The sequence below is a fragment of the Paenibacillus macquariensis genome (genome assembly GCF_900156375.1).
Taxonomy (GTDB): Bacteria; Bacillota; Bacilli; order Paenibacillales; family Paenibacillaceae; genus Paenibacillus_AQ; species Paenibacillus_AQ macquariensis.
In genome coordinates, this window is record NZ_FTNK01000007.1 from 204,066 (window position 1) to 222,475 (window position 18,410).

The 18,410-nt window shown below is 41.5% G+C and carries 16 protein-coding genes; 11 read left to right on the forward strand and 5 right to left on the reverse strand.

Features of this window, described 5'->3' with window-relative positions:
• Nucleotides 1–9: 9 nt before the first annotated feature.
• The gene (locus tag BW961_RS14880; protein WP_068587896.1) at nt 10–2,160 is read right to left on the reverse strand and encodes a heterodisulfide reductase-related iron-sulfur binding cluster; all 2,151 of its coding nucleotides are present in this window, start codon (nt 2,158–2,160) and stop codon (nt 10–12) included.
• Between the two features lie 201 nt (nt 2,161–2,361).
• On the opposite strand from BW961_RS14880, the gene BW961_RS14885 reads away from it, so the two are divergent.
• From BW961_RS14885 to BW961_RS14900, 4 genes are all read left to right on the forward strand, one after another.
• Nucleotides 2,362–2,943 carry a fatty acid metabolism transcriptional regulator FadR gene (locus BW961_RS14885; protein ID WP_068587899.1) on the forward strand — a complete coding sequence of 194 codons (582 nt, stop codon included), beginning with the start codon at nt 2,362–2,364 and terminating at the stop codon, nt 2,941–2,943.
• A gap of 22 nt (nt 2,944–2,965) precedes the next feature.
• Nucleotides 2,966–3,739 carry an electron transfer flavoprotein subunit beta/FixA family protein gene (locus BW961_RS14890; RefSeq protein ID WP_068587901.1) on the forward strand — a complete coding sequence of 258 codons (774 nt, stop codon included), beginning with the start codon at nt 2,966–2,968 and terminating at the stop codon, nt 3,737–3,739.
• Between the two features lie 22 nt (nt 3,740–3,761).
• Nucleotides 3,762–4,736, forward strand: a complete 975-nt coding sequence (locus BW961_RS14895; RefSeq protein WP_068587903.1) for an electron transfer flavoprotein subunit alpha/FixB family protein — start codon at nt 3,762–3,764, stop codon at nt 4,734–4,736.
• Nucleotides 4,737–4,866: 130 nt separating this feature from the next.
• The gene (locus tag BW961_RS14900) at nt 4,867–5,556 is read left to right on the forward strand and encodes a 3'-5' exonuclease (protein WP_280175209.1); all 690 of its coding nucleotides are present in this window, start codon (nt 4,867–4,869) and stop codon (nt 5,554–5,556) included.
• Nucleotides 5,557–5,672: 116 nt separating this feature from the next.
• On the opposite strand, the gene BW961_RS14905 is transcribed toward BW961_RS14900, so the two are convergent.
• Complete coding sequence (locus BW961_RS14905) at nt 5,673–6,881, reverse strand: MFS transporter (RefSeq protein ID WP_068587907.1); 1,209 nt, start codon at nt 6,879–6,881, stop codon at nt 5,673–5,675.
• 270 nt (nt 6,882–7,151) lie between these two features.
• On the opposite strand from BW961_RS14905, the gene efeO reads away from it, so the two are divergent.
• Genes efeO through BW961_RS14920 form a run of 3 tightly spaced genes read left to right on the forward strand, consistent with a single transcriptional unit; the run spans nt 7,152 to nt 11,180 of the window.
• Nucleotides 7,152–8,039 (forward strand): iron uptake system protein EfeO, encoded by an 888-nt coding sequence (gene efeO, locus BW961_RS14910; RefSeq protein ID WP_068587909.1) that lies wholly within the window; start codon nt 7,152–7,154, stop codon nt 8,037–8,039.
• 6 nt (nt 8,040–8,045) lie between these two features.
• Nucleotides 8,046–9,347, forward strand: a complete 1,302-nt coding sequence (efeB, locus tag BW961_RS14915) for an iron uptake transporter deferrochelatase/peroxidase subunit (protein WP_068587911.1) — start codon at nt 8,046–8,048, stop codon at nt 9,345–9,347.
• A gap of 51 nt (nt 9,348–9,398) precedes the next feature.
• Nucleotides 9,399–11,180, forward strand: a complete 1,782-nt coding sequence (locus BW961_RS14920) for an FTR1 family iron permease (protein ID WP_068587913.1) — start codon at nt 9,399–9,401, stop codon at nt 11,178–11,180.
• A gap of 92 nt (nt 11,181–11,272) precedes the next feature.
• Here BW961_RS14920 and BW961_RS14925 read toward each other — a convergent pair whose 3' ends face one another.
• Together BW961_RS14925 and BW961_RS14930 are read right to left on the reverse strand one after the other, a co-directional pair.
• The gene (locus BW961_RS14925) at nt 11,273–11,650 is read right to left on the reverse strand and encodes a PH domain-containing protein (RefSeq protein ID WP_068587915.1); all 378 of its coding nucleotides are present in this window, start codon (nt 11,648–11,650) and stop codon (nt 11,273–11,275) included.
• 58 nt (nt 11,651–11,708) lie between these two features.
• Nucleotides 11,709–13,745: a Na+/H+ antiporter gene (locus BW961_RS14930; protein WP_068587917.1), complete on the reverse strand. Its 2,037-nt coding sequence runs from the start codon at nt 13,743–13,745 to the stop codon at nt 11,709–11,711.
• A 121-nt stretch (nt 13,746–13,866) separates the two neighbouring features.
• Between BW961_RS14930 and trhO the strand changes: the two genes are divergently transcribed.
• From trhO to BW961_RS14950, 4 genes are all read left to right on the forward strand, one after another.
• The gene (trhO, locus tag BW961_RS14935) at nt 13,867–14,781 is read left to right on the forward strand and encodes an oxygen-dependent tRNA uridine(34) hydroxylase TrhO (RefSeq protein WP_068587919.1); all 915 of its coding nucleotides are present in this window, start codon (nt 13,867–13,869) and stop codon (nt 14,779–14,781) included.
• Nucleotides 14,782–14,796: 15 nt separating this feature from the next.
• Nucleotides 14,797–15,432 carry a helix-turn-helix transcriptional regulator gene (locus BW961_RS14940; RefSeq protein WP_068587922.1) on the forward strand — a complete coding sequence of 212 codons (636 nt, stop codon included), beginning with the start codon at nt 14,797–14,799 and terminating at the stop codon, nt 15,430–15,432.
• A gap of 147 nt (nt 15,433–15,579) precedes the next feature.
• Nucleotides 15,580–15,921, forward strand: a complete 342-nt coding sequence (locus BW961_RS14945) for a PadR family transcriptional regulator (RefSeq protein ID WP_068587924.1) — start codon at nt 15,580–15,582, stop codon at nt 15,919–15,921.
• Nucleotides 15,902–17,113 carry a DUF2812 domain-containing protein gene (locus tag BW961_RS14950; protein ID WP_068587927.1) on the forward strand — a complete coding sequence of 404 codons (1,212 nt, stop codon included), beginning with the start codon at nt 15,902–15,904 and terminating at the stop codon, nt 17,111–17,113. The genes BW961_RS14945 and BW961_RS14950 overlap by 20 nt, the downstream gene beginning before the upstream one ends.
• A 98-nt stretch (nt 17,114–17,211) precedes the next feature.
• On the opposite strand, the gene BW961_RS14955 is transcribed toward BW961_RS14950, so the two are convergent.
• Entirely contained in the window at nt 17,212–18,186 is a 975-nt protein-coding gene (locus BW961_RS14955; RefSeq protein ID WP_068587929.1) for a diaminopimelate dehydrogenase, read from the reverse strand.
• Nucleotides 18,187–18,410 lie beyond the last annotated feature (224 nt).

Genomic DNA, 18,410 nt, shown 5'->3' on the forward strand with positions numbered 1-18,410 from the left:
CAGTTCTATTTAACGGATGGGATGATCCCCGAATACCGATTGTTCCAAGATCTCTGCGATGTCCTTTGCTTTGACAAGGTCCTCAACTTCCTTCATCTTCGTACCATCCTCCATCATTGTCAGACAGTAAGGGCAAGCACTACTAATGACCGTTGGATTCACTTCTAGCGCCTGCTCTGTTCGAGCTAGATTCACTCGCTTACCCGACGTCTCCTCTAACCACATCATGCCTCCACCAGCACCGCAACACATGCCATTCTCACGAGACCTCTTCATTTCAGCCATTTCCACCCCTGGTATCGCTTTCAGGATATTACGTGGTTCATCATAGACATTGTTGTAGCGACCAAGATAACAGGAATCGTGATACGTGATTCGTTCCTTCACTTCATGACGAGGATTTAATTTCCCTTCTTGAATGAGCTTATCGAGTAGTTGCGTGTGATGGGTTACTTCAACTCCCTGAAGTCCGAATTCAGGATACTCGTTCTTCAATGTGTTGAATGTATGTGGACAGGCGGTGACAATCTTCTGAACACCATATTTCTGAAAGATACCAATGTTATCCGTGCATAGTTGTTGAAACAGCATTTCATTTCCCATTCGTCGTGGTGTATCGCCTGAGTTCTTCTCCTCGTTCCCGAGAATGGCGAAGGAAATGCCAGATTCGTTCAATAAACGGGCAAAGGCTCTCGAAATCGATCGGCTTCGAAGATCATATGAGCCCATCGATCCTACAAAAAATAAGTACTCAAAATCTGGATTCTCCTTCACTGTAGGTACTTTAATCCCGCCGATATCTCCCGTCCAAGTGGCACGGTCATTGCGGTTTAATCCCCACGGATTACCTTGTCTCTCTATGTTCTGCATTGCACGTTGTCCCTCGTGAGGAACACTACCTTGCATCAACACCAAATGTCTGCGTAAATCTATAATTTTATCGACGTGTTCATTACTTACTGGACATTGATCTTCACAATTACGACAGGTCGTACAAGACCATATCTCGTCTTCCGTGATCACATCACCGATAAGCTCTAGGTCTACTAATTTCTTGTCCTGTTCGACCCATGTTGATTTATGCCAGTCGAGTGTTGGAACAATATTCGTAATTCCGCTTTCGTTCGCATTCCATGCCACATCAGACTTCTCTGTCACTAACGCATGAGTTCCACTAGAGGCAAACAGATAGTGGGGAACCCAAGGTGACTTTCCTGTTATCGCAGTTCCCTTCTCCACCATATGATCTCGTAGTTTCGTGATGAGGTGCATTGGCGATAACACCTTGCCGGTACTGCTCGCAGGACACACATCTGTACATCGTCCACATTCCACACAAGCATAGAAGTCGAGCATTTGTTTCTGTGAGAAATCCTCAATCTTGCCAACACCGAAGGTCTCCGCTTCTTCATCTTCCAAATCTAACTTTGTGAGACGACCTACTGGTGCGCTACGACGGAACCAAATGTTGATCGGGGCGGTTATGATATGAAAATGCTTCGACTGTGGAACATAGACCAGAAATGCCAAAAGAATCAGCAAATGCATCCACCAAAACACCATGAACCATCCATATGCCGTAGAACTTGAAATTCCGGTTAATGCTAATGCGATAAAGGAAGATATCGGAGAGTAGCCTGTAAACGATAGCTCCATCCATACCCGTTCGAAACTTAGAGTTAGCACGACAGAGACCATCAAGAAGAAGATGAACAAGATGACGAGGCTTGGCTTCCATCCCTTTTTCAAGCGGGTTAACTTCTCCCCATAACGACGATAAGCGGCGTATCCCATAGCAACTAAGATTAGAACGACCGTTACTTCCTGCATGAGCCCGAACACTTCATACCCTGGAATGGGCAAGTGTTTGCCACCTGTTAACCCTTTTACGATCAGATCTAACGCCCCGAACTGTAATATAATGAATCCGTAAAATATGATAATGTGCATCAATCCACTCTTAGGATCCTTCATTAACTTCTTCTGAGCGAAGACCTGTGATAGGAACTCCGCCCATCTTCCCTCGCCACGTTGTCTGAAATCTGCTGGACCTCCGAGCGTAAGATACAAATAACGATGATACACAGCTTTATAGAATAAATAGATGCCGTAGCCGGTTACCGCCAGGAACAACAAGAAGTTCGCAGTCTGCCAACCCATCTCAATCCATCCTTTCACTCCCCAATTTCACTTTATTACTTCTCTTTTTGCCTTTAGTTCAATCTATATAGATAGAATGAATTAAAGTTACTTTTGTCTTTAATTCAATCTATATAGATAATTCAGCGACTTCATGCATATGATCATAAAAAAATGAATGAGGATTCATTCATTTTCCAACCAAGAACACTGAGGTGCTCCATGATAAGTAAAAAACAAGAGAAATTTGAACTGATTTTGGAAGCCGCATTAAAAGTCATTGCTGAGAATGGATTTCATGGTTCTCAAGTATCCAAAATTGCGAAGGAGGCCGGTATAGCAGACGGTACAGTTTATCTTTATTTTAAAAACAAAGAAGATATTCTCATTTCCCTCTTGCAACAACGATTAGGTGATCTTGTCCTCATGTTTCACAGCAGTGTTCGTGAAACGACCTCGGCAGATGATGCCATACGTACAATTTGCCAGATCCATTTCACCGAATTAGAACAAAACGTAAACCTCGCCTATGTGACTCAGATTGAACTTCGCCAAAGTTCGCTTGAACTACGTAAAGCCATAGGTCATCTCTTAAAGCCCTATATCCAACTGATCGAAGTGGTTCTAGAACAAGGAATTCAGGAGAAATCATTCAGACCTGACCTAGATATAAAGTTAACGCGGTTGTTATTGTTTGGAGGAATGGACGAAGTCGTTACCTCATGGCTCATCTCGGAAAGAAAATATTCATTATCCGCCCAGGTAGACAAAACGGTTGAGTTTTTCCTAAGAGGCTTGAAATAATCGTTAAAAGGGAGATTATCACATGAATATCTATGTCATTCTCAAGCAAACGTTCGATACAGAGGAGAAAATTGTTATTCAGGATGGGGAGATTTCTGATGATGGTGTTAAATATGTCATTAATCCGTATGACGAATATGCCGTTGAGGAAGCGATACGCCAAAAGGAACAACATGGAGGTTCAATTACAGTCGTATCAATCGGGCCTATTCGCACAGCAGAAGCATTAAGAACCGCCCTTGCACTCGGAGCCGATGAAGCCGTACTCATCACAGATGATCGAATAGGCAGTGACGAATTCAGCATCTCCAAAGTACTTGCCGCGTATTTCGCCAACAATCAACCTTACGACCTCATTCTCGGGGGGAATTTCTCTATTGATAACGGAGGTGGTCAAGTGGCCATACGCCTCTCACAACTCCTCCAAATTCCTCATGTTTCTTCGATCATCAAGATTGATGTTTCTAGTGATCATGCCATCGTCCTTCGTGATTCCGAAGGGGATACCGAAACCGTAAAGGTTACTCTTCCTGCCCTTTTCACCGCCCAACAAGGGCTAAATGAGCCACGTTACCCCTCGTTACCCGGTATTATGAAAGCAAAGAAGAAACCCTTTCACCATTTGTCCCTCGACGATTTAGGTCTTACTTCATCTGAGATTATCGCCAAAACAGAACGTATCTCCCTTTTCCTACCGCCTTCACGCAATTCTGGCCAAATTTTACAAGGCAAACTGAACCAACAAGTATCCCAACTTGTTCATCTTCTTAAACAATCAGATGTGTTATCAATTTAATCCAAGTAAAGGGGATGACCTTATGAGTAAATCATACGTTGTCGTCGCAGAAGTACGCGATGGCAAGCTACGTCAGGTGACTTTGGAAGCACTCCAAGCTGTTTCTTTAGTTAAGGAAGATAGCGATTGCGTTACAGCCGTTATATTAGGCCATCAGATTACGGATATTGCCGAACAGTTATCCCAGTACCTGAACGGACAGGTCTATGTCTATGACCATATCGATTTGAAGACATACAACGCCGAGATTCACTTCACTATTATCAAGGATGTATTGAACACATTGAACCCTCACGCTATTTATCTAGGACATACCGCTGTGGGCCGCGAACTAGCCCCCATGATTGCTGCATATTTAGAGGCGGGTCAACTCTCTGACGTCATTTCTATCGAGAAGTCTGGTGCAGAGATTCTTTATACTCGCCCCCTTTATGCGGGTAAAGCTTTTGAGATCAAAAAATTCACAGACGCTCCCCAAGTTGTTACCATACGCCCCAACAATATCGCTGCCGCTGATACGGTCGAATTACATGCGCAAATCATTTCAATGGCATTCACGCAAGCTTCATCACTTCGCTCCGTTGTGCAAGATGTCATTCGCAAAACCTCAGGAAAAGTAGATTTAACCGAAGCCAAAATCGTCGTATCTGGTGGTAGAGGTGTTAAGAGCATCGATGGTTTCAAACCTCTTCAAGAACTAGCTGATGTATTAAATGGTGCGGTTGGTGCCTCACGGGGAGCTTGCGATGCTGGATATTGCGAATATGCCTTGCAGATCGGTCAGACCGGCAAAGTGGTTACTCCTGAAATTTATATCGCTTGTGGCATCAGCGGCGCAATCCAGCACTTAGCCGGTATGAGTCAATCCCGCATCATCATCGCCATTAATAAGGACCCAGAAGCACCTATATTTAAATTAGCCGATTATGGCATCGTCGGCGATTTATTCGTAGTCGTTCCACTCTTAACGGAAGAATTCAAGAAAGCATTAGCTTAACCATAGAACGACCCATGGCTACTCCATTGAGTGCTATGGGTCATTTTAAATATAGAGGTTGGAACGTTTTAGTAGATTGTAATTTCGAGTATGCCACGCTAGTATTAATAGAGTCACACACAATATAGCTATTCTTTTCTTACCTGATACGAATAATAAGGAGTTTTTACATATGGATTTTGTCGCCATTGACTTTGAAACAGCGAACGCGAACCGTTCAAGCGCCTGTTCTTTAGGACTTGTGGAAGTACGGGGAGGTATCATAACATCAGAACACGTCTGGTTAATTGATCCTGAGCAGCCTTTTGATTATCGAAATATACAGATTCACGGGATAACGCCAAGTATGGTTAGTGGGCAACCCACGTTTCATGAACTGTGGCCAACACTTGAACCACTCCTACAAGGACAACAAATTGTTGCCCATAATGCTTCATTTGATATGAGCGTTTTAAGATACTGTCTGGATAAGTCGTCAATAGATTACCCCTCATTTCAATATCACTGTACTTATTTGTTGAGCAAAGAGTTGTTGCAACACATGCCTGCTTTTAAATTAAATGTTATTGCTGACTATTATGGCATTCCACTCAACCATCATGAAGCATTGGATGATGCTCGTGCGTGTGCGAAGATCCTATTGAGATTACTAGAACAGGAACAGCAGTCTGATCCCATACAACTCTCCAAAGCGCACAGTTGCAAGATAGGGACCATGTTTGCTGGCGGGTATACTCCTTTCTCGGCTCCTTCGAAGAAAAATCCTAAGAAACCAGCTCCAAGAAGTTACCCGAGATTTAATACTAATGCTGGCATGTAAAAGGACAAGCGACTGAATTACCAGTTCGCTTGTCCTTCTTTTCTTTGCTTTTTATTAATAGACTTGTATCCACTAATTTAATCGAAAATATCCGATCACTACCCATATGATGATTCTCATTCAGAAGCTGCGCATCCCATATTCTTCTGGTACTTTCTCTCAAGCGTTCTACTCCAACCTGTAAGTATCACTGCTACAAAAACCATCAGGCCACCAATCCAAGGTGTGTGTATTAATCCGATGGAATCTGTGATGATACCACCTAGATACGCACCCAAAGCAATCCCAACATTGAACGCAGCAATATTGATCGCTGATGCCATTTCAATACCCCTTGGTACATAACGTTCGGCTAGAGTAACGACATAAAATTGTAGCCCTGGTACGTTCATGAAGGCAAATAGCCCCATCAACATAATCGTAATTAAACCAGCTATTTTAAATGGTGCCGTGAAGGTTAATATAATGAGTACAACAGACTGAATTAGAAACATATAAAATAATGCATTAATAGGGTTTCGATTCGCTAGCTTTCCACCTATTGTGTTCCCAATCGCAATTGAGATTCCATAGACGAGTAGAATAATTGCAACAGTCCCTGATTTAAACCCAGTGATCTGTTGAAGCAATGGAGATAAATACGTAAAGACTACAAATGTCCCACCATAACCTAGGGCTGTAATCACAAATACAAGTAATAGACGTCCGTTAGTAACTAGTTTAATTTGATCACGGAACAATGTACGCGTCCCTTTTCGTAAATCAGATGGAATAAGAATGCTATTAGCAATGAGGGCAACTACCCCAATAATCACGATAATAATAAAAGCAAATCTCCAACTCAATTGCTGACCTATAAAAGTACCAAAAGGGACACCCGTAACAGTCGCTACAGTGAGCCCTGTAAACATGATGGCTATAGCGCTAGCCTTACGGTCTGCAGGCACTAAATCAGCAGCTATCGTCGCACCAATGGCCATAAATACACCATGTGCTAATGCTGAAATGACACGAGCAACGAGTAATACCCCCATGCTTGTAGCACTAGCAGCAATACTATTTCCAATAATAAAAACAACCATAATCCATAAAAGTAACGATTTACGAGACATACTAGAAGTCATCGAAGTTAATACGGGCGCTCCGACTGTTACACCAATAGCATATAATGAGACGGTTAATCCTGCAGTCGTAATCGGTACATGTAGATCTTGAGATATGAGTGGTAATAACCCTACACTAATAAATTCTGTCGTTCCAATCGCAAATGCGCTCACTGCTAATGCCAATAGCGCCAATATACTTCGTTTGTTATCTATATTCATTAAAATACTCCTCATTTGTAATATCATTACCGGCCGGTGATTGCAATTATGAATCATATCATCCAAATAAAGAAGTACGCACTTTTAAGTTATATAGGCACCAAAAAGTACCCTTGATTACAGTCAAACGAAATCAAGTAATATAAGAGCCGATTCTTAAGAATTAGTAAAAAATGTATTGACATAGGAATAAACCCGTTCTATGATAATGATTGATTATACGATACTGATAATCATTATCATTTACAAAGAAAAAAAGGGGTGTTCTTTTTGAATTTACGTTATGTTGTACCCGCAAGTCTATTAATTTCCTCTATTCTATTTACAGGCTGTGCTAAGAATAATGCAGAGTCTGCCTTGAATACATCGAACACTTCCGAAGCTGTAGCAACGAATGCTACCAATACTGACCCATCCACATCCACCTCTTCGCCAGATTTACAAACGGCTATTGATCAATATCGTACATATGTCATTGAACAGTGTGATCTGTTCGTGAAAGAGACAGAGAAATTCACTACTGCTGTAAAAGCAGGCAATCTTGATGAAGCGAAAGCATTATACGCACCTACCCGGATGTACTACGAACGAATCGAACCGATTGCTGAAGCACTTGGGGATTTAGATCCTAATATCGATGCCCGAGATGGGGATGTCGATCCAAGCGAATGGCGTGGATTCCATCACATTGAGAAATCTCTTTGGGAAGTTGGAACAACAAAGGGTGAAGAAGCTGTCGCTGATCAATTGCTAAAAGACGCTCAACTCCTACGCGCTAAAGTAGAAACCGTAGATATCAATGCTAGCATGCTTGTTACTGGAGCCGTAGAGCTTCTAAATGAAGTATCCTCTTCCAAAGTAACGGGAGAAGAAGAGCGTTATTCTCATACGGATCTTTATGACTTCGCCGCCAATGTAGAGGGCGCCGCCAAAATATATGAATTATTAAAACCAGAATTAGAGAAGAAAGATGCTGACTTGGAGAAGGACATTGGTGAGCGATTCGCTTCCTTATTGAAGGAATTGGAACCTTTTAAAGTAAACGATGGTTACATTTCATATGAAAAACTTCAAGAAGATCAAATTCGCAAACTCAGCCAGACACTTGATGCTCTTGCAGAACCACTATCCAATATGGGAACCATTCTAGGAGTGTAAGCAACTATGAAAAAAGATAACAACGATAAAAATAATCTAATGCTGAATAAGAAATTAAGCCGCCGCGATATGCTGCGGCTTGCTGGTGTTGGAGGCGTCGGATTATTACTAGGCGGTGGTGCTATAGGTAGCCTTCTGGCCTCTGATAAAAAGACTACATCCAATGCATCAACGATCCTTAGTCAGGATCAAGATTCTATTCCCTTCTATGGAGCACATCAGGCTGGGATTATTACTCCTTCGCAAAATTTCATCTGTTTCGCGGCTTTTGATGTTATAACAGATAACGTAAGTGACATCCGTAAGATGTTCCAAAAATGGACCACTGCCTCAGCAACTATGGTATCTGGATCGCTCATTGGCAACGTGAATGATAATCCCAATCTTCCTCCCAGTGATACAGGTGAAGCTGCAGAGCTTTCCCCATCACGATGTACAATAACTTTTGGTGCCGGCCCCTCTCTATTCGATGCACGGTTTGGCTTACAGAATAAACGTCCACCCTCATTTCAAGAGCTTCCACCCTTCAAGGCTGATAGTCTAGAGCCAGAATGGTGCGGAGGTGATTTGTGTGTTCAGGTATGCGCAGACGACCTACAAGTCGCTTTTCATGCCATTCGTAACCTAGCTCGGATTGCTCGTGGAACAGCTGTGCTTCGTTGGACACAGGAAGGTTTCCAAAGAAGCACTCAGGCTGACCCCAAAGCTACAACACCTCGAAATCTACTTGGATTCAAAGACGGAACAGCTAATCCGAACGTAACAGACAGTAAACTTATGAATGAAGTCGTCTGGAGCCAGTCTGTTGATGGAACGGCTTGGATGACAGGCGGATCTTATATGGCTGTACGCCGAGTTCGCATGCGTATTGAAGTGTGGGATCGAAGCACCCTTAAGGATCAAGAGGATACTTTCGGACGTCATCGTCATTCTGGTGCTCCTCTTGGATCTAAGGATGAGTTCGATAGTATCAAGCTAGATGCACTTGATGCAACAACTGGCAAACCCGTTATTCCATCCAACTCCCATGTAGCCCTAGCTCATGGAGATGGCAGTATTCAGATGCTCCGTCGCTCCTACTCCTACTCAAGTGGACTGGACCTCAAAACAGGCCAACTCGACGCTGGACTGCTTTTTATCAGCTTCCAACGAGATTTACAAAAGCAATTTATCCCTATCCAACAGCGACTAGCCAATAATGATAAGTTAAACGAATACGCTGTTCATAAGGGTAGCGCCGTCTTTGCGTGCTTCCCTGGAACAACAGAAGGTGGATTTATTGGAGAAACCCTATTCGGTGGGATATAGAATAACATGTAACCCAATTACAATTGAATTATTAATGAGAGGATTGTAGACATGAGAAAAGATTTCATCATACGGATCATTACGATCATCATATTGTTCTTCACTTGTAACTGGGGTATTCCTGTGTCCTATGCCGCAGATGATTCCAAACAAGATCATTTAATGCCCGCTGTCGGTAGTATTCTCGTAGAAGCAGGACATGCGGATTGGAAGCAAGCCTCAAGTGATCTAGACGAACTTCAGTCCTTGTGGAATTCAGTAAAAGCAGAACTTCCTACATCAGGAAGTAACAGTGAACTGATAGCTAATGTGGATACGGCCTTAACTGAAGCCTCGCTTAAGTTAACCAACGGTGCTGGAGAACCTGCGAAGCAAGCATTAACAACCCTTGCCAAAGCCGTCGATGCCTATGTCTCATCCGTTCAGAATGATACTCAGACCATCGACCCTAATCAATTGACGGGTCCTAAAGCAGCTCAATTCCTGCTTCCAGCAGCTAAGAACTCATTAGATGCCATAATTCAAATGGACTGGCCTTTAGCGAAGCAGCACTATCGTCAATTCATTAACCATTGGCACGAAGTAGAGAACATCATACGTGCAGACAATAGTATATTATACAGCCAACTCGAAACTAAGATTACCCTTGCACGTGTATCCATTCAGGCTGAACCACCAAGAGAACAGCAGGCAAATGAAGAAATGCAGACTCTTATTCGTTTGCTGACAGATTATGCCCAAGGAAAGACCATGGACCAGGGTTCAAACAGCAGTAGTCGGACTTATTCACTCGATGAACTACTTAATATTCTTAAAGAAGCGCGTCAGCAAACCGAGAATGCGCAAAGCGCAGATGCTGTAATACAAATGGAGCAATTTATTACGATCTGGCCAACGGTAGAAGGTAAAGTGATGATCTCGTCCCCATCAACCTACGCTCGCATTGAGAATGAAACAGCGATGGTTACGGGTCAACTTTTATCCAATCCTCCACAGCTTAAAGAAGCCATACAGATCATGGACAATATGATTGCGGAACTTGAGCCATTTGCAGGAGAACAACATTATACCGCTTGGGATGCTTCTCTTATTCTATTACGCGAAGGGCTAGAAGCCATTCTAGTATTGGCAGCCTTGTTGTCTTATTTGAAACGAAGTGATAATCCGAAGGGGCGCAAATGGATCTGGTCTGGCGCTGCCATAGGATTAGTAGGTAGTGCAATAATTGCTATCGTGCTCATCTACACGATCTCTCAGGCCGCTTCAGGCAGTACTAGGGAGCTATTTGAAGGTATTACTGGTCTTGTGTCCGTTATAATGATGCTTACCATTGGCCATTGGCTTCATAGCAAATCAAATACCACTGCCTGGAATAACTACGTAGGTGCTCGTGTGGATAGCGCACTTGCAAGAGGCAGCTTATGGTCTCTCTTCTCTGTATCCGCCCTCGCCATTCTGCGAGAAGGTGCAGAAACGACCATATTTTATGTAGGAATGGCACCTTCCATTGATCCCTATCAACTTCTATTAGGTATTGGAATTGCCCTTGTTATCCTAACCATACTAGGCTATGCGATCATTGCATTAAGTGTACGATTACCGCTTCGCGCATTTTTCCTTACCGCAACACTGCTTATCTACTACCTTGTATTCCGCTTTCTTGGAGAGAGCATCCACTCCCTCCAGATTGCAGGAAAACTATCTGCGCATGCTGTGGAACAACTGCCCTCCATCGCTTGGCTTGGTATGTATCCCACATGGGAGACATTTGTACCACAGATAGCGGTATTGATATTTATCGTTTGGCAACTGCTAGGTACGAAGCGCAAATAAAGCCAGAAACTTTACCTAATTACAATAAATATTAAATAGCAAAAGAGCAGGAAACATATCGTTTCCTGCTCTTTTGCTATTAATGGCGACATCTATCTCAAGATATACTGCGAAAGAACGCTTTGTACCTCATAAATGTTTACCGTCTTATTGAATGTCTTTACGATAGGAACTGTACTACTGGATATATATATCTTGAGTTCCGCATCAAGATCGAAGTGCCCTGCTGTCTCTACCGAATAATGCGAAATACTCTTATAGGGAATCGAATGATACTCCATCTTCTTCCCTGTTATCCCCTGCTTATCGATCAGAATAAGTCGTTTATCTGTGAAGATAAACATGTCTCGTACCAATTTATATGCCCTCTCAATGCACTCATTTGGAGTCAAAATCAGAGCATATTCCTTCTGTACCGCAGGTAAATCCACTTGAGTAGCATTCCCCATAAGACCATCTAAGAAGCCCATATACGTCCCCCTCATTTTTTATTGCGTTGTCACAACACCCTCTTCATATTCCATCTTATTACAATTCTTCAACATCTAACATACCTGCTTCCAAATAATTAATAAATTGACGCAATTGGTTAGCTGCCGTGCGCGAAATTTCACCAGATTCGAACATATCTTGAACTTCATCTCTTTCAATCTGAATCGCTTTAAATTGGAGTTCAACCCTATGCTTCTTGAACTCTTCATCTTCCTTGAATTGTTTACATTCTCTACTACTTAATCTTTCAATCGTACGATGATATTGTGAAATAACAAGTAACGATGCGTCTCTATTGGTTTCATTCTTTCGATTATGAATGGCAGTGATTGCAGCTTTGGCCGTTAGAATACTCACTTCTTTTAACGACTCCGTAGGGTCTTGTGAATCCGTCACTTTTGCCTTCTCAGAATGCACCATATTCAGAATGAGTCGTCTAATTCTAAACATAGAGACTAATAGACGCATTTTTAATCGTTGAGATAATAGAACCTCCATCTGATCAATGATCTCTTGGAATCGGTCTGCGACCTCTTGCGCGACTTCTTTTTTGGATAACAATCTTTCCATCTCATCGCGTTCAGCTTGTATCCCAACCAGTCGAACATCGAAGAGCAATTGACGAGATTTGGAATCCGTATTCTGAAGAGCTTCCTGCCCCAACAGCTGTTCTATCTTTTTCTTATAGTCTGAAATAACAGATAACGCTGCCGCTTCATTCTCTTCGTTTATTTCTCCTCTAATGCCTTGTATAGCTGCCTTCAGAACTTTTATTTTGGAAGCCTGCTCTAGAGCATCTGGGTTTTCTTCCTCATCGCCCTTTTCGCTTTTTGATAGTAGTGGTAACGTGATACTTGCAATAATTAAGGTTAACAAAATCACGCCCGCGGCTATAAATATAATTAAATCTCGCTGTGGAAAAGGACTTCCATCCTGAAGTACAAGTGGCATAGAAAAAGCCCCTGCCAAGGTTACCGCACCACGCACTCCCGAAAGTGAAGTTAATACCGCCGCAAGAAGTGTAGGTTTCTCAAGCTCATCTTTTTTCCTAACCGCCCACGATCCTCTTGAGTACAAATAAACCCATACAAAACGCAGAAGAATTAAGGCCGCTGTTAAGAGGAGAATATAACCGATCACCAAAAAGTTGCTAATGGATCTATTCTCAAAAATAACACTTGTGACATCTGGAATTTGTAATCCCAGAATAACAAACACCAACCCATTCAAAATGTATAGAACGATAGACCATGTGCTCTCTGACACGATTCGCAGCTTCAGATTGGACGAGGATTCAGTACGATCTCTCTCAATGGCATGTACAACGCCCCCAGCCACTACGGCTAAGATTCCTGACAAACCAAACTCCTCTGCAATTAAATAAATTACGAATGGTGTTAACAGCTGGATTAGCATATGCATCGTGATGTCTTCCATGCCGTGACGACGCAGAAATACTCTTAACCAAATAATGAACAGTGACACAACAGCCCCAACAACGAGTCCGCCTACAGCAATGACGAAAAAACTAAATGTAGCATTTCCTAGGGAAAATACACCTGTCACCATAGCTGCCACTGCAAATTTAAAAGCAACCAAACCCGATGCATCGTTTATCAAAGCTTCGCCTTCGAGTAAATGCATTATTTTCTTAGGAAGATTGGCTCGGCCCGCCATAGCTCCAACTGCTACAGCATCTGTCGGTGAGAGAATGGCTGCTAGAGCAAACGCCGCTGGTAAGGGGATAGAGGGAATCATCCAGTGAATCAAATAACCAACTACGAGAACCGTAGCAAATACGAGCCCTAGAGCAAGCATCAAAATAGGTGCTCGTAAATTCCACAACTCATGCCTTGGTGTTCTTTTTCCATCATTAAATAATAGAGGTGCTATGAACAAAACAAGAAACAACTCGGAGTTTAAAGTCATGTGAATGCCTGGGGGTATTACGACTACTGCCATTCCCAAGGCGATTTGAAATAACGGAACAGGAATAAACGGAACGAAACGATTCAATATATTAGATATGCCAATAATGGCAAGTAACACTAAAATAACTAGAAAAATTTCCATGGTGTTCATCACTCCTCGATGTTTGTGTATTTATTACCTTTATATACTTCTATATTGACTAAGTAGGTGAAGGTCATCTACAATTAATAGGACAAAAATTTATTAGGCAAGGTGATTAGAAATGACTCAAGATCAACCACAGTACAATATACTATTGTTCTATAAATTTGTAAAAATTAATGATCCACAACAGTTTACAGAAGAACATTTACAATACTGCAAGGACCTCGGTGTCAAAGGACGTATTATCATCGCTGAGGAAGGTATTAACGGTACCGTTTCAGGGACATTGGAACAAACCGAGCAATACATGAAGGATTTCCATGCGAACCCATTGTTTGCTGACATGATCTTCAAGATTGATCCCTCTCATGAACATGCATTTAAGAAAATGTTCGTTCGACACAAGCAGGAGTTGGTCACTTTCCGATATGAGAAAGAACTAGATCCCAACATCATCACAGGGAAAAGATTGTCACCTGTCGAATTCCATGAACAACTTCAACAAGAGGATGTAGTCGTGATTGATGGTAGAAATGATTATGAATTTAAAATCGGTCATTTCCGCAATGCAATTCGTCCCGACGTAGAATCCTTTCGAGAATTCCCTGAATGGATCAGAGAGAACTTAAGCCAATATAAAGATAAAAAGGTACTAACTTATTGTACAGGAGGAATCCGTTGCGAGAAACTAACCGGATTCTTAATGAATGAAGGATTCAGTGACGTTGCTCAATTGGATGGTGGGATCGTTACCTATGGTAAAGACCCTGAAGTACAAGGAAAACTTTTTGATGGAAAATGTTATGTGTTCGATGAACGCATTTCGGTGCCTATTAACCATACCGATGAAGACATTATTGTTGCTACATGCCATCATTGTGGTAAGCCAGAAGACCGGTATATTAATTGTGCTTATACGCTATGTCATGCCAAACATGTTTGTTGTGAAGAATGTGAAGAGATCCACAATGGCTTCTGTTCAACAGATTGTGAAGAGAATTTTGCGAATATGCCAGCAAAACAACAATCTTAACCTTGGAGGGCTCGTATGAACAGACCAGTTGAACTCTCCACCCGGGAACACATTGTCCACATGCTAAAGACAAAAGCACCTCTTACAGCCAAGGACATTACGAACGAATTACAGATTACTGAAATGGCCGTACGTCGCCATCTAAGCACACTGGAGAGAGATGGATATATTGAATCCGAAATAATTCGCCAAACGATGGGCAGACCAACTGCCGTCTATCGGCTGAGTGAGTTAGCTTCAGGTTTCTTCCCTGCAACCTATCATACGTTAACCCTTGATTTACTTGGTGAACTTGAACAAGAATCTGGTGAAGAGATGATCAACCATCTCTTTGAACTACGTAAGAGTAAATTAGAGAAGAAATATGCGACCAACATGACTGGACTCCCTTTATCTGAAAAGGTCCTACTTCTTACGAAGATACAGAACGAGAACGGATATATGGCTGAATGTGAAGAAAGTGACGATGGGAATTTTGTCATTAAAGAACATAATTGCCCGATCTCTCACATAGCCAATCAATATAAACATGCTTGCCACTGTGAACTAGAATTATTCAAATCACTTCTGCAAGTTGACGTGAATCGTACAGAGTGCTTATCCACAGGTGGCACCAAATGTTCCTACGTTATTTCTCAATCTAAAGGTTGATCCACTAGAAGTGTTTCATCGGTCTAATATGACCGATGGAACACTTTTTTTATGATGAATTTCGTATCATTGACCGTTATATCACGTCGTGATATAGTCATGACGTGACATAGTTGATTCAATAGCAGAAAGGTGAGCTTCTAAGACATGATCGATAAAGTGTTAACAAAATATATTCCCATGACAGAAACGGCATTTTATATCCTCTTGTCCTTAACTGAACCGCGTCACGGGTATGGCATTGTTAAACATGTAGAGGAAATTACACTCTCACGAATACGTTTGGGATCGGGTACGGTTTACGGAACACTAACAAAGATGCAGAAGGATGGCATTATAACTGTATTTGCTGATGAGGAAAGAAGAACCGTTTATGAAATCACTGAGCTCGGAAAAAGATTAATCACTGTTGAGATCAATAGACTTAAAGAACTTCACCAGAATGCATTAAAATATGAGGGGGATTTCGATGATTACGAAAGTATTTAGGCCATTCTGGAGCTATGATGTGCACAAAACGGAAGATTGGCTCTCATCTATGGCCGAAAAAGGTTATTACTTAGTGAAACTGAATCGAGGAACACGTTACTTTTTCTTTATTAAAGGCGATCCTAAAACAATAACGTATCGTTTCGTATACGATAAAATACAACCTGACTCCTTGCCTAAAGCTTTATTAGATGAGGGTTGGACGAAGATTTCGCAGAGCCGTCACTGGTATGTAATCGTCAATGAGAAACCTCTTGAATTAATAAAGACTTCCCCCGTTCGTGAGGGAATCATCAAACATAATCGATTGATTATGTATATCTTCGGTAGTATTTCTATATATTTGACAACGATGACCATCCTTTTTGTCGGTATATTTAGCTTAGTTGCATTTTCCCAAGATACACCATCTAAAGTGATTGAAAGCCCTTATTGGATTTTAACATACATTTATTTTAGTGCTGTATTTACTCTATGGGTTCTTTCTATCTATTCTGTTATCAAAATTAATAAGACGAACAAGGAATTAATCCGCGAAAATATACCTCTTCATAACCTTCACGTTGTAGATCAAGCTGAAATAAGACGAAGTAAGAGTGAAGAAAAGCAATTGAAACGTTCAGGCCAAATGGTTGTTAAAAGAAAGTTTGGGTGGATGTATGCTCCGGATAAACTTGAACACTGGCTCGAATCCATGGAAGAACAAGGTTATCATCTTTATCGTATGAGTAAAGAAGGAACCACTTTTTATTTTATAATAGGTAGCCCGCGGAAGGTAAGTTATTGTGCTGATTTTCAGAATATTACCGATGAAAGTTACAATAACATACACAGAGAATCTGGCTGGAAGAGTGTCTTTATTTCCAATTCGCCTCTTCTAAAATGGACTCTATGGAGCCGTAGATATTCAGAGGGTGAAGAACGACCACAGATCTACAGTGAGAAGTCACATCATTTAAAATATGCAAAACGGATAGCGCTCACCTATTCATGTCTATTTCTTCCTTCGTTTCTCATTTATATTTTAAATATTAAGATAAATATGGCATCTACGTTTGATAACAACTTAGATACACTACAAATAATCAGCATGATTTCACTTACGTTCGCTGTCCTCACCTTTGGTTCAATCTTGGCCAGAACATGGCTGTCTTACATGCGACTTAAAAAGCGATATGCCAACCATACATAAGCATCACAAAATAGAGGGATGTCCCAGTAACCATTGTAATGGCTACTAGGACACCCCTCTTTACGTTTCCAACCACTAAAGAAAGAATATAATTACTTCTATAACAATTCTTTACGAAGTTGTTCAGCTGATTTTGGTGATAACAGACCAAATGGAATATCGAAAACTGTCTTAGCTCCCGATTGGCTTAGCTTAGCTAGCTTGTATGCTGCACGAGCATAAGCTACAAGCACACTTGCAGTGAATTCCGGATTGCTATCAAGCTTCAATCCAAATTCAATAATCTGTGTGCTGTTCTCTCCTGTACGTCCACTGCGAAGTACTGTACCACCGTGAGGCATAGTGGAATGCTTGTCCTTCAATTCTTCTTCAGAAATGAAATTCACAGTAGTGTCATAATCGGAGAAATAGTTAGGCATTTGTACGATCTCTTGCTCAATACGAGCTAGATCTGCGCCTTCCTCAGCTACAACGTAACAATCACGTAGATGTTTATCACGAGTCGTTAACTGTGGATTTTCCCCAGCACGCACTTTAGCTACAGCATCTTCTACAGGAATTGTATACTGAACGCCATTCTTTACTCCTTCAACACGGCGAATTGCATCTGAGTGTCCTTGACTTACACCACGGCCCCAGAATGTATATTCTTTGCCTTCAGGCAGAATAGCTTCAGCTAACATACGGTTTAGGGAGAACAAACCTGGATCCCACCCCGTTGAAATAACACTAACATGTCCATTTTCTGTCGCTACAGCATCTACACTCGCGAAATAATTTGGAATCAATGCATGCGTATCATAACTATCTACGGTATTGAACATTTTAGCGAAGAAAGGACCTTGTTCAGGTAAATCCGTTGCGGATCCCCCACACAAAATCATTACATCAATCGTATCCTTATACTTCTCAGCTTCTGAAATATGAAGAACTGGAACACTTGCAGTTACACCTTGTGGTTCACGACGGGTAAATACAGCAGCTAGTGTGAAATCCGGATTTTGTCGAATCGCTTTCTCTACACCTCTACCTAAATTACCATATCCTACAATACCAACTGTTATTTGTGACATATGTACCTCCTAATAGTAGTTGTTAATTAAATATAACATCCCTAGACTGTTACTAATTATATACAGGATTAAGATGCAAATCCATTCTATTTTCAAAATATTTATAAGCACTACCTTGATTTTAATAAGCTTTGACTATAGAATAGATCTATTCGATTGAAAGGGAGGTGAGGTAAGAGTGAAACGCAATTTTTCAAATGAGAAGATTAACCAATTGTCGACGG